Below are 23,337 nucleotides of genomic sequence, written 5' to 3' on the forward strand. Positions count from 1 at the left end.
CCCCGGCCGCAATCACGCTGCCGGCGCGGAGCCGCGCAGATAAATAACCCAGTAAGTCAATCCAACCAGCACACCACCGCCAATAATATTGCCGAGCGTAACCGGGATCAGATTGTTGAAAACGAAGTCGCTGAGATTGAGTGCCGGAAACTGAGCGGCAGTGGCGCCGGTGAGCTGCCAGAATTCCGGTGCGGCAAAATCGCGGATCAGGATGGCCATCGGGATCAGAAACATGTTGGCGATGCTGTGCTCGAAGCCGCTGCCAACAAACATCGCCACCGGCAGAATCATGGCAATCATCTTGTCAGTCAGGCTGCGGCCGGAATAGCTCATCCAGACGGCCAGGCAGACCAGCAGATTGGCCAGCGTACCCAGCGCAACGGCCTGTATAAAACTGTGATGCATCTTGTGATCGGCGGTTTGCAGCAGATTAAGACCCCAGGCACCCCCGGCAACCATATGCTCACCCGCCAGCCAGATCAGCATGACGAAAAAGAGCGCGCCGCACAGATTACCGATGTAGACATTGAGCCAGTGACGGGCCAGCTGCAGCCAGCTGATACGCCCGCTGGCTTTAGCCACGACGATGAGCACCGTTGAGGTAAAAAGATCGGCCCCGCATACCACTACCAGCATCAGACCCAGTGAAAAGCAGATGCCCCCGATCAGCCTGGCTATGCCCCAGGGCAGCGGCGCGCTGCCGGTGGTTGCAGTGATATAGAACACAAATGCGATTGAGATAAAGACGCCGGCGGTAATGGCAAGGAAAAAGGTTGTCAGGGGATGTTTAGTCGCTTTATAGACACCCGCTTCTTCAGCAACTTTAGCCATTGCCGCAGGCAGTAAAGCATTAAAGGGGTTGTCAGCTTTCACGCTTACGCTCTCCGTAACAGGTCTGAGGAGATGCTAACAAAGCGGGTGAGCAGCGGAATTGATATGGATCATCTTTGAGCGGAAGAGGAGAAGGAATGCAGCGTTAAAATCATTTAAGCTAATGAATATATTATAAAAAAATAATTTTAAAATTTACATTATTATTTTAATCAGCATTTCATACGGTTAAAAAAACCGGTATGACCGCCTGGCCATACCGGTTTCAGATGAGTCATCAAACCACCTGGCGCAGCGGTTATGCAGCGGACCAGTAGCGACGTTTTGCCGCCTGCAGTTTTTCATAGGCGGCCAGCAGCGCCTGATGGGCAGGCAGCGCATGGAGATCTTCATCAATGGCCTGCAGACCATAAAACGGCGCTTCACCGCTCAGCGCAGCGGATGCGGCATCAACTGCCGCCTGACCATACATCCGGACAAACGCACGATGATACTGCACCGGTTCACGCTCGTCTTCCATGGCCAGCAGCAGCAGCGTCTGCAGGCAGCGGTAGTAATTAGCACGCTCCGCGCTGAAAATAGACTGGTTGAACTCCATGGTCCACTCCGTCCAGATCAGCGCCTGATCGAGATCGCCTCCCGCCAGCGCCAGCATCGCTTTTAGCTCGCCGATACGCAGCGTGTACCAGCCATTATCTTTACCGGTGGCAAGGCCCAGCAGCTCACGCACGCGGGTAAAGTCGTCATGACCCTCTTCATCCAGCTGTTCAATGAGTGCCAGATACTCCTCAGGCTGCCACTCACTGGCCGGCAGCGCCAGCAGGGTTTCGCGCAGTGAAGCGCCCATGTTGTTATTCGCCAGCAGCAGATCTTCAGCCGGATAGATATCAGACATGCCCGGTACGATAATGCGGCAGGCATACACGTCCAGATGTTCGTAATCTGCGATATAGACTTCTTTATCTTCCGCAGCGAAGATCGCCATCAGCGTAGCGAACTCCTCCTGGGTCGTGCCGGCAAAGCTCCAGTCCACAAACGGATAGTCTGCCTCATCTTTAAACATATCCCAGGAGATCAGGCCGCTGGAATCGATAAAGTGCGTCTCCAGGTTGGCATGTTCAGCCACTTCTTCATCGTCAAAAGTCGGTGGCGTGAAGACATCGAGATCCTTGAGACCCCGACCCTGCAGAAGTTCGGTAACGGTACGCTCCAGCGCCACACCAAAGTCAGGATGGGCACCAAATGAGGCGAAGCAGGTGCCATTGGCCGGATTGAACAGCACCACGCAGATAACCGGATAGTTGCCACCCAGAGAGGCGTCATAAGCGAAGATAGGAAAGCCTTCTGCTTCCAGGCGTCCGATAGCTTCAATGACATCAGGATAACGCTGCATCACCTCAGCCGGAATTTCCGGCAGGCTGATAGATTCAGCGATAATACGGTTTTTAATATGACGCTCAAAAACCTCAGACAGCCCCTGTACGCGCGCTTCATTAGCGGTATTGCCTGCGGACATGCCGTTGGAGACATAGAGGTTGCCGATAATGTTCATCGGGATATAAACAGTCTGCTGATCGGACTGGCGCGTAAACGGCAGGCCGCAAATGCCGCGCTCTGTATTACCGGACTGCAGATCGATTAAATCAGCGGCGCTCAGGCTGTCGTCCGGATCGTAGAACTTACGCAGGCGCGCATCAAGAATGCCTTCAGGCAGGCTTTCATCAGCCGGCAGAGGAAACCACTTCTCATTGGGATAGTGAACAAAATCGCCATTCGCGATGGATTTGCCCAGCCAGAAGTCTGCGAAAAAGTAGTTGGTTGAGAGACGCTCAAAATATTCACCCAGCGCGGAAGCCAGCGCCGCTTTTTTACTCGCGCCCTTGCCATTGGTAAAGCAGAGCGGGCAATCGCGATCGCGAATATGTACGGACCAGACGTGCGGAACCGGATTCAGCCATGAAGCCTCTTCAATATTAAAACCCAGATCCTGCAGCTTCTGCTGGAAACGGGCGATGGAGTCTTCCAGCGCAGCATCTTTTCCTGGAATAAACGTTTGCGTCATAGTGGCGCTCTCTCAAGTCGATAAGGTGGGCGTAAAGCGCGCAATAATACGGGTTTTACCGCAGTGGCGCTATCATCGCTGGCATTTTCTCTCTGCATGACGCCGGTACGGACAGCAGCGGGCCGCTGCCGCGCAGGCCTGGTGCAGCCCGCCTCACAATATCCCGCAGTGCGTTACATTTGTAATATAAGCTGCGGCGGAGCGGGCGCCAGAAATGTGATCGCGGCCGGATAAATGATTGCAGCCGCCCGGAGGCAATGATAAAACCGGGGAGAGATTCATAACCGTTCAAGCTGAGAGTGGTGAGGGGACATGACGCAGGTTTACAATTTTAGCTCCGGCCCGGCAATGCTGCCGGTGGAAGTACTTCGTCGCGCAGAGCAGGAGCTGACCAACTGGCATGGTTTAGGCACGTCAGTGATGGAGATTAGCCACCGCAGTAAAGAGTTTATGGCCGTGGCGGAAGCGGCGGAACAGGATTTTCGCGATCTGCTTAAAATCCCGGCCAACTACAAAGTTTTATTCTGTCACGGTGGCGCCCGCGCGCAGTTTGCGGCTGTCCCGGGTAACCTGCTGGGTGAAGCGACCACTGCTGATTATATCGATGGCGGCTACTGGGCACACAGTGCAATTAAAGAAGCAGAAAAATATTGCACGCCAAACGCGATCGACATCAAAACCACGCTGGACGGCAAGCGCGCGCTGCTGCCGATGCGCGACTGGCAGCTGAGCGACAGTGCTGCTTACGTGCATTTCTGCCCTAACGAAACCATTGATGGTCTGGCGATTGATGAAGAGCCCGATTTTGGCGACAAAATTGTGGTTGCCGATCTCTCTTCTACCATTCTTTCCCGGCCGATCGACGTCAGCCGCTATGGCGTAATTTATGCCGGTGCGCAGAAAAATATTGGTCCGGCAGGACTGACGCTGGTGGTGGTACGTGAGGATCTACTGGGCAAAGCACAGCGCCATGTTCCTTCCATTCTTGACTACAGCGTGCTGGCAGAAAACGACTCAATGTTTAACACGCCGCCCACCTTCGCCTGGTATCTTTCTGGTCTGGTCTTTAAATGGCTGAAGGAGCAGGGCGGTATTGGTGAGATGGATAAGCTGAATCAGGCAAAGGCTGAACTGCTCTATGGCACCATTGATAACAGCAGTTTTTATCGTAATGAGGTTGCCAGCGCAAACCGCTCGCGTATGAATGTGCCGTTCCAGCTGGCGGATGCCTCACTTGATGCACTGTTCCTGGAAGAGTCGCTGAAAGCAGGCCTGCATGCGCTGAAGGGCCATCGTGTCGTAGGCGGTATGCGCGCGTCTATCTACAATGCCATGCCGCTGGAAGGCGTTAAGGCGCTGACTGAATTTATGACAGAGTTCGAGCGTCGCCACGGCTAATCTGTGTTTCACGCCAGCTTGTCTGGTATCAGGCCCCGTCACCAGACGGGGTTTCGTATTTTTGGAGATTTCGTTTCACATGCAGGACTCCCTCACTCTTCAACCGATTGCCCGCATCGACGGCACGGTCAACCTGCCGGGTTCAAAAAGCGTTTCAAACCGTGCACTGCTGCTGGCCGCGCTGGCTAACGGCACAACGCGTCTGACTAACCTGCTGGATAGCGATGATGTAAAGCACATGCTTACTGCGCTGCAGGCGCTGGGCGTCAGCTACACGCTTTCTCCTGACCGCACCGTATGCGAAGTCACAGGCAACGGTGGCGCCCTTCATGCGCAACAGCCGCTGGAGCTGTTTCTCGGCAACGCGGGTACCGCTATGCGTCCACTGGCTGCTGCACTCTGCCTGGGCGATCACGACGTGGTATTAACCGGTGAGCCGCGCATGAAAGAGCGTCCTATCGGTCACCTGGTCGATGCGCTACGTCAGGGCGGTGCCAGAATTGATTATCTGGAACAGAGTGATTACCCACCGCTGCGCCTGAACGGTGGATTCAGTGGCGGCGACGTCAGCGTAGACGGCAGCGTCTCCAGCCAGTTCCTGACTGCGCTGCTGATGACGGCACCGCTGGCGCAGCAGGATACCTGTATCACGATCAAAGGCGAGCTGGTCTCTAAACCGTATATTGATATCACGCTGCATCTGATGCGCTGCTTTGGCGTAGAGGTTGAAAACCAGAATTATCAGCGCTTTATTGTGAAAGGCCAGCAGCAGTACCAGTCACCGGGCGATTATCTGGTGGAAGGTGACGCCTCTTCAGCCTCCTATTTTCTCGCCGCAGCAGCCATTCGTGGCGGCACCGTTCGGGTTACCGGCATTGGCCGCAACAGCGTACAGGGCGATATTCGCTTTGCTGACGTGCTGGAAAGCATGGGTGCGGTTATCGAGTGGGGGGATGACTATATCGCCTGTACGCGTGGCGAACTGAACGCCATCGACATGGATATGAACCACATTCCGGATGCTGCGATGACTATCGCGACGACGGCGCTGTTTGCGCAGGGCACAACGCTGATGCGTAATATTTACAACTGGCGCGTGAAAGAAACCGATCGGCTGGCGGCGATGGCAACTGAGCTGCGTAAAGTGGGTGCAGAAGTCGAAGAGGGCCACGATTTTATCCGGATTACACCACCTGCGCAGCTCCGGCATGCGGATATCGGCACCTATAACGATCACCGTATGGCGATGTGCTTTTCGCTGGTCGCGCTGTCCGATACGCCGGTAACAATTCTCGATCCCGGCTGCACGGCCAAAACGTTTCCGGACTATTTCCAGCAGCTGGCAAAAGTCAGCCACGCCTCCTGATAGCCCGATCCGGCGCGCTGGCGCCGGATCGCTTTGTACTCCGCTGGTCTTTCTGCACAGAAATTCATCTGAAAAAGCGCAAACTGTCACCGCTGTCGGTGTGCGGGGGTAACTAACCGGCCGCAGGCAGCGTATACTACTGCGCAATTCAGATAGTCTAAGAGACTGTTAATAAGCAGGCTGTAACAGGAGAGAACAATGACGGTAATCGCCCCGGTAATTACTATCGATGGCCCAAGCGGCGCAGGCAAAGGGACATTATGCAAAGCGATGGCGGAGTCATTGCAGTGGCACCTGCTCGATTCTGGCGCGATCTACCGCGTGCTGGCGCTCGCCGCGCTGCATCACCAGGTAGATATTGAATCTGAAGAGGCGCTGGTACCTATTGCCGCTCATCTTGACGTGCGTTTTCTTTCGGCTGACGGCGAGATGCAGGTGGTGCTGGAAGGTGAGGACGTGACCAGCGCGATCCGCACGCAGGAGGTAAGCAACACCGCCTCACGCGTTGCAGCCTTTCCGCGCGTGCGCGAAGCGCTGCTGCGTCGCCAGCGCGCTTTCCGTGAAGAACCTGGCCTGATTGCCGACGGGCGTGATATGGGCACGGTGGTTTTCCCCGATGCGCCAGTGAAGATTTTCCTTGATGCCAGCCCGGAAGAACGTGCTCAGCGACGTATGCTGCAGTTGCAGAAAAGCGGCATTGATGTTAACTTTGAGCGCCTTTTATCCGAGATAAAGGAACGCGACGACCGCGATCGTAATCGCGCTATCGCCCCTTTAGTGCCTGCCGCTGATGCTCTGGTGCTGGATTCAACCAGCATGTCGATTGAGCAGGTGATTGAGCAGGCGCTTGATTACGCCCGGCAGAAACTGGGTGTATAATCTTTCGGTGACAGAATTGCTGTAACCCTGTACCACGGAACCGGTGCAGGGCATGTGAAACAACCCCATCCGACAGTGACGTCAGGTGGACGTTAAATTGAAGAATCCTAAGATTATCAATATGACTGAATCTTTTGCTCAACTCTTTGAAGAGTCCCTGAAAGAAATCGAAACCCGTCCGGGTTCCATTGTTCGTGGCGTTGTTGTCTCTATCGACAAAGACGTCGTGCTGGTTGATGCGGGTCTGAAATCTGAATCTGCAATTCCTGCAGAGCAGTTCAAGAACGCAGCTGGCGAACTGGAAATCCAGGTGGGCGACGAAGTTGACGTTGCTCTGGACGCAGTAGAAGACGGCTTCGGTGAAACCCTGCTGTCCCGTGAGAAAGCTAAACGTCATGAAGCTTGGATCACGCTGGAAAAAGCTTACGAAGACGCTGAAACTGTTACCGGTGTTATCAACGGCAAAGTTAAAGGTGGCTTCACAGTTGAGCTGAACGGTATTCGTGCGTTCCTGCCAGGTTCACTGGTTGACGTGCGTCCGGTTCGCGATACTCTGCATCTGGAAGGCAAAGAGCTTGAATTCAAAGTAATCAAGCTTGATCAGAAACGTAACAACGTCGTGGTTTCACGTCGTGCCGTTATCGAATCTGAAAACAGCGCTGAGCGCGATCAGCTGCTGGAAAACCTGCAGGAAGGCATGGAAGTCAAAGGTATCGTTAAGAACCTCACTGACTACGGCGCATTCGTTGACCTGGGCGGCGTTGACGGCCTGCTGCACATCACCGACATGGCATGGAAACGCGTTAAGCATCCAAGCGAAATTGTCAACGTGGGCGACGAAATCACTGTTAAAGTGCTGAAGTTCGACCGCGAGCGTACCCGCGTATCTCTGGGCCTGAAACAGCTGGGCGAAGATCCATGGGTTGCTATCGCTAAGCGCTATCCGGAAGGCACCCGCCTGACCGGTCGTGTAACCAACCTGACTGATTACGGCTGCTTCGTAGAAATCGAAGAGGGCGTTGAAGGTCTGGTACACGTTTCTGAAATGGACTGGACCAACAAGAACATTCACCCATCTAAAGTTGTTAACGTGGGCGATGTTGTTGAAGTTATGGTTCTGGACATCGACGAAGAGCGTCGTCGTATCTCCCTGGGTCTGAAGCAGTGCAAATCTAACCCATGGCAGCAGTTCGCAGAGACCCACAACAAAGGCGATCGCGTTGAAGGTAAAATCAAGTCAATCACTGACTTCGGTATCTTCATCGGCCTGGACGGTGGCATCGACGGTCTGGTTCACCTGTCTGACATCTCCTGGAACGCAACCGGCGAAGAAGCCGTACGCGAGTACAAGAAAGGCGACGAAATCGCTGCCGTTGTACTGCAGGTTGATGCAGAGCGCGAGCGCATCTCTCTGGGCGTGAAGCAGTTGGCTGAAGATCCATTCAACAACTACATCACCCTGAACAAGAAAGGCGCTATCGTGACTGGTAAAGTCACTGCAGTTGACGCGAAAGGTGCTACAGTAGAATTAGCTGATGGCGTAGAGGGTTACCTGCGCGCTTCTGAAGCTTCACTGGATCGCATCGAAGACGCGACTCAGGTTCTGAGCGTAGGCGACGACGTTGAAGCTAAATTCACTGGCGTTGACCGTAAGAACCGCGTTGTGAGCCTGTCTGTACGTGCAAAAGACCAGGCTGACGAGAAAGAAGCTATCAACACTGTTAACACCAAACAGGATGAGAGCAACTTCTCTAACGCAATGGCTGAAGCGTTCAAAGCGGCTAAAGGCGAGTAATCGACCCGAAGCACCGGACGATAGTCATATCGTCCGGTTTCGGTAAAAGCTGTCATACCTTTCCAAACAGGGATTAACCGGAGGATTCATGACCAAGTCAGAACTGATTGAAAGACTTGCTGGCCAGCATACTCATATTCCGGCGAAAGTCGTTGAGGATGCGGTCAAAGAGATGCTCGAGCACATGGCCACTACGCTGGCACAGGGTGAGCGCATCGAAATCCGGGGATTCGGCAGCTTTTCTTTGCACTACCGCGCACCGCGCACTGGTCGTAACCCGAAAACGGGTGACAAAGTGGAACTGGAAGGTAAATACGTTCCCCACTTTAAACCAGGCAAAGAACTGCGTGACCGTGCAAATATCTACGGCTAAGCCGTTACCGAACCATAAAGCGACACCTCCGGGTGTCGTTTTTTTTTGCTGCCACTCTGTGATTTGCGAGCGCGATCCCGCCGCGCTGTAATGCCTATCACTGCACCTGAAAAAGTACCGGCGCGCTGACGCAAATCCATATGACGTAAGCTTTTTTCTCTCACTGACTGCCGCACAATGGTGCTGTCTGACGGAGAGAAATATGCACATTACATGGACCACTGGCGCAGGTATCGCCATTCTTGCCACCCTGCCTCTGCTGCTGCTGCCGCAGATCCCATCCGGCATCACGCTGGCCGTACTGACTCTCATCGCTATTTTTTTACTGCATTGGTCGCATAAAGCTGCCGTGCTGGCAGGGATAGCGCTGCTGGTGGCGTGCTGGGCACAGGGTGAAGCGCGCAGCCTGCTGAATGCGATGGAGCTGCTCACCCGACGGCCGGTCGACGCCACGGTCAGCGTCAGCGCGGTCGACACCCGGCAAAACCTGCTGCTGGTCAGGCTTATCCGCGTTGACGGGCGGCTGCAGTTTCCGCCGCTGTTTGTACAAATCAGTAATGTGAATAACACAGAAAACTGGTGCGCAGGGCAGCGCTGGCACATGCGGCTGCGGCTGCGGGCAGTACATGGTCGCCTGAATGAAGGCGGATACGATCTGCAGCGCGTGCGGGTTGCAAATCATATGCCGCTGCAGGGGCGTATCATGCATCAGCAGCAGATGTCAGAACGCTGCAGCCTGCGGGCAACCCTGGTGGCTCGCTATCAGGCCGCGCTCGCGGAGCTTAAGCAGCCGGCAATTCTGCAGGCGCTGGCTTTTGGCGATCGATCGCAGATGCTGGCGTCGCTGCGACAGCTTCTGCGCGATACCGGCACCGCGCACCTGATGGCCATTTCCGGAATGCATATTGCGCTGGCGGCCACTGGTGGCTGGCTGCTGGCGCGTGCGATACAGTTTGCGTTACCTGCCCGCTATATCAGCTGGCGGTTTCCGCTGATCGTCAGCTGGCTGACCGCTGCTCTCTACTGCTGGATCGCCGGCAGCCATGCGCCCGCGCAGCGGGCCATGCTCGCGCTGACGCTCTGGAGCGCTATACGCGCAGCGGGCTGGCAGCTCAGCGCCTGGCAAATCTGGCTGCTGTGCGTGGGCACACTGCTTCTGTTTGATCCGCTGGCGGTCCTGTCGGAGAGCTTCTGGCTCTCGGCCCTGGCGGTAGCGATGCTGATTATCTGGTTCAGCTGGTTTGCTCTGCCATATCCTTATCGTACGCAACGTCGCTGGCTGCCGCTGCAGCTACTGCACCTGCAGCTCGGCATGATGATTCTGATGGCGCCGCTGCAGATCTTTCTGTTTCAGGGCATCAGCCTGACTGCGCTGCTGGCCAACCTGCTGGCCGTGCCGGTTATCTCATTTATTACGGTGCCGCTGCTGCTGCTGGCGCTGCTGGTGCCACTGCAACAGGCGGCACAGCCGCTGTGGTGGTTAGCCGATCGTTCAGTGGACTATCTGGTGCAGGCGCTCCAGTGGCTGCCCGCCGGCTGGCTGAGCCTGCATCAGACGCTGCCCGCTGTCATAGTAGTCTGGGGCGGATTGCTGTTGTGGCGCAGCGGGCTGATTGCCCGTACGTCGGTCCGTTTCGCCAGCCTGCTGCTGGCACTGCTGCTGGGGCGCACTGACGCGCAGCAGAGCGACTGGCAAATCGATTTTCTCGATATTGGTCATGGTCTGGCGGTTGCGATCACGCAGGGAAGGGAGGTGGTACTGTATGACACCGGGCCGGCGTGGCAGCAGGGCGATGCCGGCGAGCGCACTATTTTGCCCTGGCTGAACTACACCGGACGCACGCTGCAGGGCGTCATACTGAGTCACCGGCATCTCGATCACCGTGGCGGGCTGAACGCGCTGCTACGTGCCCGCCCGGCGCTGGCGATCCGCAGCGCGCTGGGAGAACCCGGCCATCTGCCTTGTGTGCGTGGCCAGCAGTGGCAGTGGGGGCGGCTGCGTTTTACCGCCCTGTGGCCGCCAGCACTGCCGGTAGCGGGGCACAATAATGATTCGTGCGTGGTGCGGGTGGATGATGGCCAGGTCAGTTTGCTGCTGACTGGCGATCTGGAGCAGGCGGGGGAACGCAAACTGGCAGCGCTGGAAAAGGGTCAGTTGCAGGCTACACTGCTTCAGGTGCCGCACCACGGCAGCCGGACCTCCTCTACGCCCCTGTTTCTCCGGCATATAGCGGGCGAAGCGGCGGTGGCTTCTGTGGCGCGCTATAACGCCTGGCGTATGCCCGCCCGCTCAGTGGTAAAGCGTTACCAGGAGCAGGGCTATCGCTGGGCAGATACCGCACGCTCGGGGCAGGTTCGCATTCGTGTCAGCCAGGGCCGCTGGCAGATGCAGGGGCTGCGCGAGCAAATAAAGCCGCGCTGGTATCATCAGTGGTTTGGCGTAAAAGATGATTCCAGGTAGAATGAGCGGCTATTTCAAACAGCGTGAATAAATAATGCATCAAGACAAAGATCTCTCAACCTGGCAGACATTCCGCCGGCTCTGGCCAATGATTGCGCCGCACAAGGCTGGCCTTATCGTCTCCGCCGTGGCACTGGTGCTGAATGCGGCAGGCGACACCCTAATGCTCTCCCTGTTGAAACCTTTACTGGATGATGGTTTCGGTAAAGCGGACAAATCTGTTCTGCTGTGGATGCCGCTGGCTGTCATGGGCCTGATGCTGATACGTGGCGTCACCAGCTATATCTCCAGCTACTGCATCTCCTGGGTGTCAGGTAATGTGGTGATGAACATGCGTCGTCGTCTGTTCGGACACATGATGGGAATGCCGGTGGCGTTCTTTGATCAGCAGTCTACCGGCACGCTACTGTCGCGTATTACCTATGACTCAGAACAGGTGGCCTCCTCCTCATCCAGTGCTCTGGTAACCGTGGTGCGCGAGGGCGCCTCGATCATCGGCCTGTTTATCATGATGTTCTACTACAGCTGGCAGCTCTCACTGATTTTGATCCTGCTGGCACCGCTGGTCTCGTTCGCTATCCGCACCGTTTCAAAGCGCTTCCGCAACATCAGCCGAAACATGCAGAACACCATGGGACAGGTCACCACCAGCGCAGAACAGATGCTGAAAGGGCACAAAGAAGTGCTGATTTTTGGCGGTCAGGAAGTGGAAGCGGAACGTTTCTCTCAGGTCAGCAATAAAATGCGTCAGCAGGGGATGAAACTGGTTTCTGCCTCTTCCATCTCCGATCCGGTGATTCAGCTTATCGCCTCGCTGGCGCTGGCGTTTGTACTCTATGCCGCCAGCTTCCCCAGCGTGATGGAAACGCTGACCGCCGGTACCATTACCGTGGTCTTCTCTTCCATGATTGCCCTGATGCGTCCGCTGAAATCGCTGACTAACGTTAACGCCCAGTTTCAGCGCGGTATGGCAGCCTGCCAGACGCTGTTCTCCATCCTCGACAGTGAGCAGGAAGTGGATAACGGCACGCGCACGGTTGAACGCGCTAAAGGCGACGTTGAGTTTCGCAACGTGACCTTTACCTATCCGGGGCGTGAGATCCCGGCGCTGCGCGATATTAACCTGACGCTGCCGGCGGGTAAAACGGTTGCACTGGTCGGCCGCTCCGGCTCGGGCAAATCGACCATGGCCAGCCTGCTGACGCGCTTTTATGATATCGATTCCGGCGAAATTCTGCTGGATGGGCACGATCTGCGTGAATATACCCTGCGCTCATTGCGTAATCAGGTAGCGCTGGTATCGCAGAATGTGCATCTGTTTAATGACACCATCGCCAATAACATCGCTTATGCGCGTAACGGTGACTATAGCCGGGCACAGATTGAACAGGCCGCCACCATGGCGCACGCTATGGATTTCATTAACAAAATGGATAAAGGCCTGGATACGGTTATCGGTGAAAACGGCGTACTGCTCTCCGGTGGTCAGCGCCAGCGTATTGCGATTGCGCGCGCGCTGCTGCGCGACTGCCCGATTCTGATTCTGGATGAGGCGACATCTGCGCTGGATACGGAGTCAGAACGCGCCATTCAGTCGGCGCTGGATGAGCTGCAGAAAAACCGGACCTCGCTGGTGATCGCACACCGTCTCTCTACCATTGAAAAAGCAGATGAGATCGTGGTGGTCGAGGATGGCCATATTGTTGAACGCGGTACGCATGAACTGCTGCTGGCGGAGAAAGGGGCTTATGCACAGCTGCATAAGTTACAGTTCGGTCAATGATTGAACGCATCTGGAGCGGGCGCTCGCCGCTGTGGCTGCTGCTGTGGCCGCTTAGCCTGCTGTATGGTGCTATCACCTGGCTGATTCGCCTGAGCTATCAGCGTGGCTGGCAGCAGAGCTGGCGGGCACCGTGTCCGGTGGTGGTGGTCGGTAACCTGACGGCAGGCGGCAACGGTAAGACGCCGGTAGTAATCTGGCTGACAGAAGCGCTGCAGGCGCGCGGGCTGCGTCCGGGCGTGGTGTCACGCGGCTACGGGGGGAAAGCGGCACACTATCCGCTGCTGGTAACCGGGGAAACCTCAACGGCCGAGGCCGGGGATGAACCCGTGCTGATTGCACAACGCACCGGCGTACCGGTTGCCGTGGCGCCCCGGCGCCGTCAGGCTATCGAAGCGCTGCTGGCGGCGCATTCGCTGGACATCATCATCACGGATGATGGCCTGCAGCATTATGCGCTGCAGCGCGATCGCGAAATTGTGGTGGTGGATGGCGTGCGCCGCTTTGGCAACGGCTGGTGGTTACCCGCCGGGCCTATGCGGGAGCGTGCGCACCGGCTGCAGCAGGTGGATGCGGTGATCGTTAATGGTGGCAATGCCACCAGTCCGGAAATTGCCATGACGCTGCAGCCGGGTCGGGCGGTTAACCTGCTATCGGGCGAAACCGCTGCGCTCAGTGCGCTGCCAGATATTGTGGCGATGGCCGGTATTGGCCATCCGCCGCGCTTTTTCACCACGCTGCAGCAGCAGGGCATTAAAACGGTAGCGGAAATCGCGTTTGCCGATCATCACGCTTACAGCGAGCCGGAGCTTGCCGGCCTGACGCTGAGCGGACAATGTCTGCTGATGACGGAGAAAGATGCGGTGAAGTGCCGTAAGTTTGCGCGCGACAACTGGTGGTATCTGCCGGTAGAGGCGCAGCTTTCCGGTGCGGCAGTGGCACCGCTGCTCGACGATATCACCCGGCTGGCCCGCGGCGCGTAATAGAGTCTGGCAACCGCTATGGTATGCTGACTAACTGACCCCGATCCTGAAAGGAGAAAAGTATGGATCACCGTTTACTTGAGATTGTGGCCTGTCCGGTTTGTAACGGAAAACTCTACTTCAACAAGGCGCAGCAGGAGCTTATCTGCAAGCCTGACGGACTGGCATTCCCGGTGCGGGATGGCATTCCGGTGCTGCTGGAAACCGAGGCGCGAACGCTGACGGCTGAAGAGATCCATCCATGAGTTTTGTTGCTATCATTCCGGCGCGCTACGCTTCGACGCGTCTGCCGGGTAAACCGCTGGTCGATATCCACGGTAAGCCCATGGTCGTGCACGTCATGGAGCGTGCGCGGGAGTCGGGAGCCGATCGCGTAATCGTCGCAACCGATCACCCCGAAGTCGCTGCAGCAGTAACTGCGGCCGGCGGTGAAGTCTGTATGACGCGGGCCGATCATCAGTCCGGCACCGAGCGGCTGGCTGAAGTCATTGAAGCCTGCAACTTTGACGATGACACTATCATTGTCAACGTGCAGGGCGATGAGCCGATGATCCCGGCCGGTATCGTGCGTCAGGTGGCGGACAATCTCGCCGCGGCAGAGGCTGGCATGGCCACGCTGGCGGTGCCGATCGCAGATGCCGATGAGGCGTTTAATCCGAACGCGGTTAAAGTGGTAACCGACCGGCAGGGCTACGCGCTCTATTTCTCGCGGGCCACCATTCCCTGGGATCGCGAGCGCTATGCGCAGTCGCGCGAGCAGGCGGGAGATACGCTGCTGAGGCATATCGGTATTTATGCCTACCGCGCCGGCTTTATTCGCCGCTATGTCGCCTGGCAACCCTGCGCGCTGGAGCAGATTGAGCTACTGGAGCAGCTGCGCGTGCTCTGGTATGGCGAAAAAATTCATGTGGCGGTTGCCACAACTATCCCGAGCGTGGGCGTGGATACACCAGAAGATCTGGCGCGCGTACGCGCGGCGATGCAGCGTTAACTCTCTTTGTCAGGCCAGCAGGCGCCACGCCGCTGGCTCTGTCTGACACTTTCTCTTTCTGACATCAGGGCGCAGCGTCGTCACGGCTGCCCGACTGACCGCGCAGGTGCTGCCAGATCTGTCCCAGCGTCTCATAGATAGCCCGTTCACTGTGGCTCAGCCAGAGTGGCGAGGGCAGCGCACGCTCCCAGCCGTTAAGCGGCGAGACGATCGCCATCTGATTTGCCGGCGCGGGGATCGGTGCCAGCCCGGCGTGGTGAAAAAAAGCCATCGCACGCGGCAGATGATTGGCGGAGGTGACCAGCAGAAATGCGCTATTGCCCGTCATCTGTTTTACCGCCTGCGCCTCTTCAGCGGTATCTTTCGGCGAATCAAGCGTAATGATGGCGCTATGCGGTACGCCAAGGCTCATCGCGACGTCGGCGGCAACCGCGGCGTTGCTGCGCGGATTCTGGCCTGCCGCCGCACCGGTAAAAATCATTTTGGCCTGCGGGTTGCGTCGCCACTGCCTTACGCCCTCCGTCACGCGCGGCAGGCTGTTACCAATCAGGTTAGAGCCGGGCGCCCAGTCCGGGTTCCAGGTATAACCGCCGCCCAGCACCACAATCCAGGCCACCGGCGTTGTACCGTTCCACGTCGGGTAGCGGTTTTCCAGCGGCAGCAGCAGGCGGTCGGCCACCGGCTGCAGGCTCAGCAGCAGCAGCAGCAGCCAGCTGACGGAGAGTAAAACTTTGGCGCTTTTTTGCCAGCGCGTCAGCCAGAGCAGCAAAAGTCCGGCTGCCATCAGCAGTAACAGCAGCGGCAAAGGCAGAAGCAAGCCGCCAATGACTTTTTTTAAGGCAAATAACATCCTTTTTTACTCCTTTTGTCTGAAAAAACAGCAGCCAGACAGTTACTGCAGCGTGAAAGGTTCATTCCTGGTGAGCCTGTGACAAAATAGCACAAGTTAACTGCCGCAAACCGGAGCGCACACCATGCAGGATCGTAATTTCGACGATCTGGCGGATAAATTCTCGCAAAACATTTACGGCACCCGCAAAGGGCTGGTGCGTCAGGCCATTCTGTGGGATGAGCTGGAGGCGCTGCTGCCGTCACTGCCTGCCGGACCGCTCTCTGTGCTGGATGCTGGCGGCGGCGTGGGGCAAATCTCCAGCGGACTCGCTGCCCGCGGGCATCAGGTCACGCTCTGCGATCTCTCCGGTGAAATGCTGAAACTGGCGGCGGACCACGCACGGGAAACCGGCGTCAGCCACAATATGCAGTTCCGGCAAGTCAGCGCTCAGCAGGTAGGCGAGCATTTGGATACGCCAGTCGATCTGGTATTGTTTCACGCGGTACTGGAGTGGGTGGCCGATCCGCTGGCCGTGCTGCAGGCGCTGTGGCAGACGCTGAAACCAGGCGGTGTGCTGTCGCTGATGTTTTACAACGCGCACGGGCTGACGTTTCGCACGCTTACGCTGGGTAATTTCGGCTACCTGCGCGCCAATATGACCAAACGCAAAAAGCGTACCCTGTCGCCCGATTTTCCGCGCGAACCGCAGGACGTCTATCAGTGGCTGACGCAGTGCGGTTTTGTGATTGAGCAGCGCACCGGTGTTCGCGTGTTCAGTGATTACATGAAACCGCAGCCCGGTGCAGGTAAGAGCGTGGAAGAGATTATTGAAATGGAGCGGCGCTACTGTCGTCAGGAGCCCTTTTTAAGCTTAGGGCGTTATATCCATGTGACGGCGCGCAAACCCAGGTAAAAGGATCAACTATGAGCGATTTTTCCCAGACGGTGCCAGAACTGGTGGCCTGGGCACGCAAAAACGATTTCTCGCTTGCGCTGCCGGTAGAACGTCTGGCCTTTTTGCTGGCCATCGCTACCCTTAACGGTGAGCGCATGGACGGTGAAATGAGTGAAGGTGAGCTGACCGACGCCTTTCGTCACGTCAGCAAAGCGTTTGAACAGACGCATGAAACCGTACAGGTGCGTGCGAACAATGCGATTAACGACCTGGTACGGCAGCGACTGCTTAACCGGTTTACCAGCGAGGTGTCTGAAGGGCACGCTATCTACCGCCTGACGCCGCTGGGAATTGGCATCACCGACTACTATATCCGCCAGCGCGAATTCTCCACGCTGCGCCTCTCAATGCAGCTCTCAATTGTGGGTCAGGAGCTGAAGCGCGCTGCTGACGCCGCTGAAGAAGATGGCGATGAGTTTCACTGGCACCGCAACGTATTTGCTCCGCTGAAATATTCGGTTGCTGAGATTTTTGACAGCATCGATATGACGCAGCGCCTGATGGATGAGCAGCAGCAGACGGTAAAAAATGATATCGCCGCGCTGCTCAACAAAGACTGGCGCGCCGCGATCTCCAGCTGTGAACTGCTGCTCTCTGAGACCTCCGGCACGCTGCGTGAACTGCAGGATACGCTGGAAGCGGCGGGGGATAAGCTGCAGGCTAACCTGCTGCGCATTCAGGATGCCACGCTGAGCAGTCCCGATCTCGGTTTCGTCGACAAACTGGTTTATGACCTGCAGAACAAACTCGATCGCATTATCAGCTGGGGCCAGCAGGCGATTGATCTGTGGATCGGCTATGACCGTCATGTACACAAGTTTATCCGTACCGCGATTGATATGGATAAGAACCGGGTCTTTGCACAGCGGCTGCGTCAGTCGGTACAGAACTATTTTGATCAGCCGTGGATGCTGACTTACGCCAGCGCTGACCGCTTGCTCGATATGCGCGATGAAGAGATGACGCTGCGTAACGATGAGGTCATGGGCGAGCTTCCGCCGGAAATGGAGTATGAAGAGTTTAACGAGATCCGCGAGCAGCTGGCCGCCATGATTGAAGAGGCGCTGGCTGTGTATCGTCGCGAGCAAAAACCGCTGCACCTTGCCACCGTCATGCGCGAATACCTGGCGCAATATCCGCGCGCGCGCCATTTCGATCTGGCGCGTATCGTGATCGATCAGGCGGTGCGGCTGGGCGTTGCTGAAGCAGATTTAGCCGGTTTGCCAGCAGAATGGCAGACCATTAATGATTACGGAGCCAAGGTGCAGGCGCATGTCATCGACAAATATTGAACAAGTGATGCCGGTTAAACTGGCACTGGCGCTGGCCAATCCCCTTTTTCCGGCGCTCGACAGTCAGCTGCGCGCGGGCCGGCATATCGGTATTGAAGAGCTGGATAATCACGCTTTTCTGATGGACTACCAAACCTATCTTGAAGAGTTTTATGCCCGCTATAACGTGGAGCTGATCCGCGCGCCAGAAGGCTTTTTCTACCTGCGGCCGCGCTCAACCACGCTGATCCCACGCTCGGTGCTCTCTGAGCTGGATATGATGGTAGGCAAAATTCTCTGCTACCTCTATCTGAGCCCGGAGCGTCTGGCAAACGAGGGTATTTTTACCCAGCAGGAGCTCTATGATGAGCTGCTGTCGCTGGCGGATGAACACAAGCTGCTTAAGCTGGTCAATCAGCGCTCAACCGGTTCCGATCTCGATCGCACCCGCCTGCAGGAGAAGATGCGCGCCTCACTGAGCCGTCTGCGCCGCCTGGGAATGGTGTGGTTTATGGGTAATGACAGCAGCAAATTTCGCATTATGGAATCAGTCTTTCGCTTTGGTGCTGACGTGCGCAGCGGCGACGATCCGCGTGAGGCGCAGCTGCGTCTGATCCGCGTGGGTGAAGCGATGACACCCGAAGAGGCTGCCGTTTCTGCAACAGCCGATGAGGCGGAGCAGGAGAGTGAACATGCGGAGAGCAGTGATGCGACTGATAACGCGGAGGAGAAGCAGGTATGATTGAACGCGGTAAATTTCGTTCGCTGACACTGATCAACTGGAATGGCTTTTTTGCCCGCACCTTTGATCTCGATGAACTGGTTACCACGCTTTCAGGCGGTAACGGTGCCGGTAAATCCACCACCATGGCCGCGTTTGTTACGGCGATGATCCCCGATTTAACCCTGCTGCACTTCCGTAATACCACGGAAGCAGGCGCCACGTCAGGCTCCCGCGATAAGGGTCTGCACGGTAAACTGCGCGCTGGCGTCTGCTATTCAGTGCTGGATGTCGTCAACTCACGCCATCAGCGCGTTGTGGTCGGGGTGCGTCTGCAGCAGGTGGCCGGGCGCGATAAGAAAGTGGATATTAAACCGTTCAGTATTCATGGCCTGCCCGCAGATGCGCTGCCCACGGACATGCTGACCGAGATCCTTAACAGCCGTCAGGCGCGTGTACTGCCGCTGACAGAGGTTAAAGATCGCGTTGAAGCACAGGAAGGCGTGCAGTTCCGCCAGTACAGCTCCATTACTGACTATCACGCCATGCTGTTTGAACTCGGCGTGGTGCCGCGTCGCCTGCGTTCAGCCAGCGATCGCAGTAAATTCTACCGGCTGATTGAGGCGTCGCTTTACGGCGGTATCTCCAGCGCCATCACCCGTTCGCTGCGCGACTATCTGCTGCCGGAAAACGGCGGCGTGCGTAAAGCGTTTCAGGATATGGAAGCGGCACTGCGTGAGAACCGCATGACGCTGGAAGCGATTCGCGTGACGCAGTCCGATCGCGATCTGTTCAAGCATCTGATCTCTGAGGCGACCAGCTACGTCTCAGCTGACTATATGCGTCATGCGAACGAACGGCGGGTACATCTGGACGGGGCGCTTCAGCTGCGCAATGAGCTGTTCAGCAGCCGCAACCAGCTGGTGTCGGAGCAGTATCGTCACGTGGAAATGGCGCGTGAGCTGGCTGAGCATAGCGCCGCTGAAAGCGATCTGGAGATCGATTATCAGGCGGCCAGCGATCATCTTAATCTGGTGCAGACCGCAATGCGCCAGCAGGAGAAAATCGCGCGTTATGATGCCGATCTTGAAGAGCTGAGCTACCGGCTGGAAGAGCAGAATGAGGTTGTAGCTGAAGCGCGTGAGATCCAGGAAGAGAATGAGGCGCGCGCCGAAGCCGCTGAAATTGAAGTGGATGAGCTGAAAAGTCAGCTGGCTGATTTCCAGCAGGCGCTGGATGTTCAGCAGACGCGCTCTATTCAGTATCAGCAGGCGCTGCAGGCACTGGAGAAAGCCCGTACGCGCTGCCAGCTGCCGGACCTGACGATTGATAACGCCGCTGACTGGCTGGAGACGTTCCAGGCACGCGACGAAGAGGCGACCAGCCAGCTGCTGCGGCTGGAGCAGAAACTGAGTATGGCGGAAGCCGCACACAGCCAGTTTGAGCAGGCGCTGGCGCTGGTAACCAGCATTGCCGGTGAGGTCAGCCGTCAGGACGCCTGGCAGGTGGGTCGCCAGCTGCTGCGCGACGCCGCGAATCAGCGTCATTATGCCGATCAGCTGGCGTCACTGCGGCTGCGTCTTAACGAATCAGAAGGTCGCCTGCGCGAGCAGCATGAGGCTGAACGCCTGCTGGCAGAGTTCTGCAAACGTCAGGGCCAGCACTATGAAGCAGACGCGCTGGAAGGGCTGCAGCGCGAGCTGGAAGCGCAGATTGAGCAGCTCAGCGCCAGCGTTGCCGATGCCGGTGAACAGCGCATGCAGATGCGTCAGGAGCTGGAACAGCTGCGCGAACGTATCGCAACGCTGACGGCACGCGCCCCGCACTGGCTGGCCGCTCAGGAGATCCTGACGCAGCTTAGCGAACAGACAGGTGAGCAGCTGAGCAGCAGTCAGCAGGTGACCGCCTTTATGCAGCAGCTGCTGGAGCGCGAGCGTGAAACCACCGTAGAGCGAGATGAAATTGCGGCGCGTAAACGCGACGTTGAGCAGCAGATTGAACGCCTCAGCCAGCCAGGCGGCGCAGAAGATGCGCGCCTCACGCAGCTGGCAGAGCGCTTTGGCGGCGTGCTGCTCTCCGAAATTTATGATGATGTCACGCTGGACGATGCCCCCTATTTTTCTGCGCTCTATGGACCTTCGCGCCACGCCATCGTGGTGCCGGATCTGGCGCTGATACGCGAACAGCTCGAAGGGCTGGAAGAGTGCCCGGAAGATCTCTATCTGATTGAGGGCGATCCGCAATCCTTTGATGACAGCGTCTTCAGCGTAGATGAGCTGGATAAAGCTGTCGTGGTCAAAGTCGCAGAGCGTCAGTGGCGCTATTCGCGTTTTCCTAAGGTGCCGCTGTTTGGCCGCGCCGCACGTGAAAATCAGCTTGAATTGCTGGGTATTGAACGTGACAGGCTGGCAGAACGTTATGCGACGCTCTCTTTTGACGTACAGAAAACGCAGCGTCTGCACCAGTCTTTCAGCCGCTTTATCGGCAGTCATCTGGCGGTAGCGTTTGATGAGGATCCGGAAGCGCAAATCCGCCAGCTTAACGGCCGGCGCAGTGAGCTGGAGCGCGGTCTGGCGCAGCATGAGAGTAATAATCAGCAGCAGCGTGCACAGTTTGAACAGGCGCGCGACGGCGTCGCCCAGCTTAACCGCCTGCTGCCTCGCGTTAACCTGCTGCTGGATGACACCCTGCCGGATCGCTGCGAAGAGATCCGTGAGCGGGTGGAAGAGGCGCAGGAGGCGGCGCGCTTCCTGCACCAGCACGGCAGCAAACTCAGCAAGCTGGAGTCGCTGGTGGCGGTGCTGCAGAACGATCCGCAGCAGCACGATCAGCTGCAGCGCGACTACCAGCAGGCGCAGGCGCAGCAGCTCAGCGCGCGCCAGCAGGCATTTGCGCTGACGGAGGTGGTACAGCGCCGCGCCCACTTCAGCTATGGCGATTCAGCCGGGATGCTGACCGGTAACAGCGATCTCTCTGATAAGCTACGGCAGCGCCTGGAGCAGGCTGAAGGCGAGCGCAGCCGCGCCCGTGAACGCCTGCGTGAACATCAGGCGCAGCTGACGCAGTACTCGCAGGTGCTGGCCTCGCTGCGCAGTTCGCACGATGCGAAACGCGACATGCTGAAAGAGCTGCAGCAGGAGATGCAGGATATCGGCGTTCACGCCGATGCCAGCGCGGAAGAGCGGGCGCGTATCCGGCGCGATGAACTCTATACCGCGCTCAGCCATAACCGGGCGCGGCGTAACCAGCTGGAGAAACAGCTGACGTTCTGCGAAGCAGAAATGGACAGCCTGCAGAAAAAGCTGCGTAAGCTGGAGCGCGATTATCGCATCCTGCGTGAGCAGGTGGTCAGTGCCAAGGCGGGCTGGTGCTCCGTACTGCGTCTGGTGAAAGACAACGGCGTGGAACGACGGCTGCACCGGCGCGAGCTGGCCTATATGAGCGGTGACGAGCTGCGCTCAATGTCCGATAAAGCCCTGGGCGCGCTGCGCCTTGCGGTGGCGGATAATGAGCATCTGCGTGATGTTCTGCGCATGTCGGAAGATCCCAAGCGCCCGGAGCGTAAAATTCAGTTCTTTATCGCCGTTTATCAGCATCTGCGCGAGCGTATCCGTCAGGATATTATCCGCACTGACGATCCGGTCGAGGCGATTGAGCAGATGGAGATTGAGCTGAACCGTCTGACCGAAGAGCTGACGGCGCGCGAGCAGACGCTGGCGATCAGCTCACGCAGTGCGGCCAATATTATTCGCAAGACTATTCAGCGCGAACAGAACCGCATCCGGCAGCTGAACCAGGGGCTGCAGACGGTGAGTTTTGGTCAGGTGAAGAGCGTACGGCTTAACGTCAACGTGCGTGAGACACACGCCACGCTGCTGGATACGCTCTCCGAAGAGCACGAACAGCATCAGGATCTCTTTACCAGTAACCGGCTGACATTCTCGGAAGCGCTGGCCAAACTTTATCAGCGTCTTAACCCGCAGATTGATATGGGCCAGCGTACGCCGCAGACCATCGGTGAGGAGCTGCTGGATTATCGCAACTATCTGGAAATGGAAGTTGAAGTAAATCGCGGCTCCGACGGCTGGCTGCGCGCGGAAAGCGGGGCGCTCTCAACCGGCGAGGCGATTGGTACCGGGATGTCAATTCTGGTGATGGTGGTGCAGAGCTGGGAAGAGGAGTCGCGTCGTCTGCGCGGCAAAGATATCTCACCGTGCCGTCTGCTGTTCCTTGATGAAGCGGCGCGTCTGGATGCCCGTTCAATCGCGACGCTGTTTGAACTCTGCGAGCGTCTGGAGATGCAGCTGGTGATCGCCGCGCCGGAAAATATCAGTCCGGAAAAAGGCACCACTTATAAACTGGTTCGTAAAGTATTTAACAATACGGAGCATGTGCACGTAGTGGGCCTGCGTGGTTTTTCCGCCGATCCGGCACCGGTAAAAACGGCGCAAAGCGAGCAGGGGCTGGAAACGCAAAATAGCTAAGCGCCTGACTGGTTAAACCGCGCAACCAGCGTTAATCTGTAAACGGCATTGGCCCTGAGAGGCGAATGCCGTTTTTTCTTTATATACTCATCATGAAAGTACAGGTTGTACGCAGCGCACAGGGCAGGCTGCGTCTCAGGTAACAGGGGGCAGGG

Annotated in this window: 17 protein-coding genes; 14 read left to right on the top strand and 3 right to left on the bottom strand. The window is 57.1% G+C overall.

The window, feature by feature from the left end; translation table 11 throughout:
• Positions 1-12: 12 nt before the first annotated feature.
• A complete protein-coding gene (gene focA / locus C1Y41_RS02320; RefSeq protein WP_039383550.1) occupies positions 13-873 on the bottom strand; it encodes a formate transporter FocA in 861 nt (286 codons plus the stop codon).
• Between the two features lie 256 nt (positions 874-1,129).
• Positions 1,130-2,893, bottom strand: coding sequence for a 30S ribosomal protein S12 methylthiotransferase accessory factor YcaO (ycaO, locus tag C1Y41_RS02325; protein WP_094111483.1), 1,764 nt, complete (start codon positions 2,891-2,893; stop codon positions 1,130-1,132).
• A gap of 312 nt (positions 2,894-3,205) precedes the next feature.
• Between ycaO and serC the strand changes: the two genes are divergently transcribed.
• The 10 genes from serC (at position 3,206) to kdsB (ending at position 14,919) form a co-directional block, all read left to right on the top strand.
• Positions 3,206-4,291: a 3-phosphoserine/phosphohydroxythreonine transaminase gene (gene serC, locus C1Y41_RS02330; RefSeq protein WP_039383552.1), complete on the top strand. Its 1,086-nt coding sequence runs from the start codon at positions 3,206-3,208 to the stop codon at positions 4,289-4,291.
• A gap of 79 nt (positions 4,292-4,370) precedes the next feature.
• Entirely contained in the window at positions 4,371-5,657 is a 1,287-nt protein-coding gene (aroA, locus tag C1Y41_RS02335) for a 3-phosphoshikimate 1-carboxyvinyltransferase (protein WP_094111481.1), read from the top strand.
• Positions 5,658-5,855: 198 nt separating this feature from the next.
• Complete coding sequence (cmk, locus tag C1Y41_RS02340) at positions 5,856-6,536, top strand: (d)CMP kinase (protein ID WP_071668700.1); 681 nt, start codon at positions 5,856-5,858, stop codon at positions 6,534-6,536.
• A 121-nt stretch (positions 6,537-6,657) separates the two neighbouring features.
• Positions 6,658-8,331 (top strand): 30S ribosomal protein S1, encoded by a 1,674-nt coding sequence (gene rpsA / locus C1Y41_RS02345; protein ID WP_052246478.1) that lies wholly within the window; start codon positions 6,658-6,660, stop codon positions 8,329-8,331.
• 88 nt (positions 8,332-8,419) lie between these two features.
• Entirely contained in the window at positions 8,420-8,704 is a 285-nt protein-coding gene (gene ihfB, locus C1Y41_RS02350; RefSeq protein ID WP_010618275.1) for an integration host factor subunit beta, read from the top strand.
• Positions 8,705-8,906: 202 nt separating this feature from the next.
• On the top strand, positions 8,907-11,165 hold the full coding sequence (locus tag C1Y41_RS02355) for a DNA internalization-related competence protein ComEC/Rec2 (protein ID WP_104084727.1): 2,259 nt from the start codon (positions 8,907-8,909) through the stop codon (positions 11,163-11,165).
• A gap of 34 nt (positions 11,166-11,199) precedes the next feature.
• Positions 11,200-12,948 (top strand): lipid A ABC transporter ATP-binding protein/permease MsbA, encoded by a 1,749-nt coding sequence (msbA, locus tag C1Y41_RS02360; RefSeq protein ID WP_104084728.1) that lies wholly within the window; start codon positions 11,200-11,202, stop codon positions 12,946-12,948.
• Positions 12,945-13,928, top strand: a complete 984-nt coding sequence (gene lpxK, locus C1Y41_RS02365; RefSeq protein ID WP_039383567.1) for a tetraacyldisaccharide 4'-kinase — start codon at positions 12,945-12,947, stop codon at positions 13,926-13,928. The genes msbA and lpxK overlap by 4 nt, the downstream gene beginning before the upstream one ends.
• Before the next feature lie 62 nt (positions 13,929-13,990).
• The gene (locus tag C1Y41_RS02370; RefSeq protein WP_039383570.1) at positions 13,991-14,173 is read left to right on the top strand and encodes a Trm112 family protein; all 183 of its coding nucleotides are present in this window, start codon (positions 13,991-13,993) and stop codon (positions 14,171-14,173) included.
• Positions 14,170-14,919 (top strand): 3-deoxy-manno-octulosonate cytidylyltransferase, encoded by a 750-nt coding sequence (kdsB, locus tag C1Y41_RS02375; protein ID WP_104084729.1) that lies wholly within the window; start codon positions 14,170-14,172, stop codon positions 14,917-14,919. Before C1Y41_RS02370 ends, kdsB begins: the two co-directional genes overlap by 4 nt.
• A gap of 64 nt (positions 14,920-14,983) precedes the next feature.
• On the opposite strand, the gene elyC is transcribed toward kdsB, so the two are convergent.
• Positions 14,984-15,769 (bottom strand): envelope biogenesis factor ElyC, encoded by a 786-nt coding sequence (elyC, locus tag C1Y41_RS02380; RefSeq protein WP_071668702.1) that lies wholly within the window; start codon positions 15,767-15,769, stop codon positions 14,984-14,986.
• 124 nt (positions 15,770-15,893) lie between these two features.
• Here elyC and cmoM point away from each other — a divergent pair, with 124 nt between their 5' ends.
• The 4 genes from cmoM to mukB are packed head-to-tail and all read left to right on the top strand — an operon-like array spanning position 15,894 to position 23,182.
• A complete protein-coding gene (gene cmoM / locus C1Y41_RS02385; protein ID WP_039383578.1) occupies positions 15,894-16,664 on the top strand; it encodes a tRNA uridine 5-oxyacetic acid(34) methyltransferase CmoM in 771 nt (256 codons plus the stop codon).
• A gap of 11 nt (positions 16,665-16,675) precedes the next feature.
• Entirely contained in the window at positions 16,676-17,998 is a 1,323-nt protein-coding gene (gene mukF / locus C1Y41_RS02390; protein ID WP_039383581.1) for a chromosome partition protein MukF, read from the top strand.
• Entirely contained in the window at positions 17,979-18,719 is a 741-nt protein-coding gene (gene mukE / locus C1Y41_RS02395) for a chromosome partition protein MukE (RefSeq protein WP_039383583.1), read from the top strand. The genes mukF and mukE overlap by 20 nt, the downstream gene beginning before the upstream one ends.
• Positions 18,716-23,182 carry a chromosome partition protein MukB gene (gene mukB, locus C1Y41_RS02400; RefSeq protein ID WP_039383586.1) on the top strand — a complete coding sequence of 1,489 codons (4,467 nt, stop codon included), beginning with the start codon at positions 18,716-18,718 and terminating at the stop codon, positions 23,180-23,182. The genes mukE and mukB overlap by 4 nt, the downstream gene beginning before the upstream one ends.
• Positions 23,183-23,337 lie beyond the last annotated feature (155 nt).

Source organism: Pantoea sp. ICBG 1758 (assembly GCF_002928325.1).
GTDB classification, from domain to species: domain Bacteria; phylum Pseudomonadota; class Gammaproteobacteria; order Enterobacterales; family Enterobacteriaceae; genus Pantoea; species Pantoea eucrina.

Bases quoted from the DNA above. Each gene is read 5' to 3' on its own strand.
- ycaO (WP_094111483.1), bottom strand. From the start codon at position 2,893: ATGACGCAAACGTTTATTCCAGGAAAAGATGCTGCGCTGGAAGACTCC.
- serC (WP_039383552.1), top strand. From the start codon at position 3,206: ATGACGCAGGTTTACAATTTTAGCTCCGGCCCGGCAATGCTGCCGGTG.
- aroA (WP_094111481.1), top strand. From the start codon at position 4,371: ATGCAGGACTCCCTCACTCTTCAACCGATTGCCCGCATCGACGGCACG.
- cmk (WP_071668700.1), top strand. From the start codon at position 5,856: ATGACGGTAATCGCCCCGGTAATTACTATCGATGGCCCAAGCGGCGCA.
- rpsA (WP_052246478.1), top strand. From the start codon at position 6,658: ATGACTGAATCTTTTGCTCAACTCTTTGAAGAGTCCCTGAAAGAAATC.
- ihfB (WP_010618275.1), top strand. From the start codon at position 8,420: ATGACCAAGTCAGAACTGATTGAAAGACTTGCTGGCCAGCATACTCAT.
- C1Y41_RS02355 (WP_104084727.1), top strand. From the start codon at position 8,907: ATGCACATTACATGGACCACTGGCGCAGGTATCGCCATTCTTGCCACC.
- msbA (WP_104084728.1), top strand. From the start codon at position 11,200: ATGCATCAAGACAAAGATCTCTCAACCTGGCAGACATTCCGCCGGCTC.
- lpxK (WP_039383567.1), top strand. From the start codon at position 12,945: ATGATTGAACGCATCTGGAGCGGGCGCTCGCCGCTGTGGCTGCTGCTG.
- C1Y41_RS02370 (WP_039383570.1), top strand. From the start codon at position 13,991: ATGGATCACCGTTTACTTGAGATTGTGGCCTGTCCGGTTTGTAACGGA.
- kdsB (WP_104084729.1), top strand. From the start codon at position 14,170: ATGAGTTTTGTTGCTATCATTCCGGCGCGCTACGCTTCGACGCGTCTG.
- elyC (WP_071668702.1), bottom strand. From the start codon at position 15,769: ATGTTATTTGCCTTAAAAAAAGTCATTGGCGGCTTGCTTCTGCCTTTG.
- cmoM (WP_039383578.1), top strand. From the start codon at position 15,894: ATGCAGGATCGTAATTTCGACGATCTGGCGGATAAATTCTCGCAAAAC.
- mukF (WP_039383581.1), top strand. From the start codon at position 16,676: ATGAGCGATTTTTCCCAGACGGTGCCAGAACTGGTGGCCTGGGCACGC.
- mukE (WP_039383583.1), top strand. From the start codon at position 17,979: ATGTCATCGACAAATATTGAACAAGTGATGCCGGTTAAACTGGCACTG.
- mukB (WP_039383586.1), top strand. From the start codon at position 18,716: ATGATTGAACGCGGTAAATTTCGTTCGCTGACACTGATCAACTGGAAT.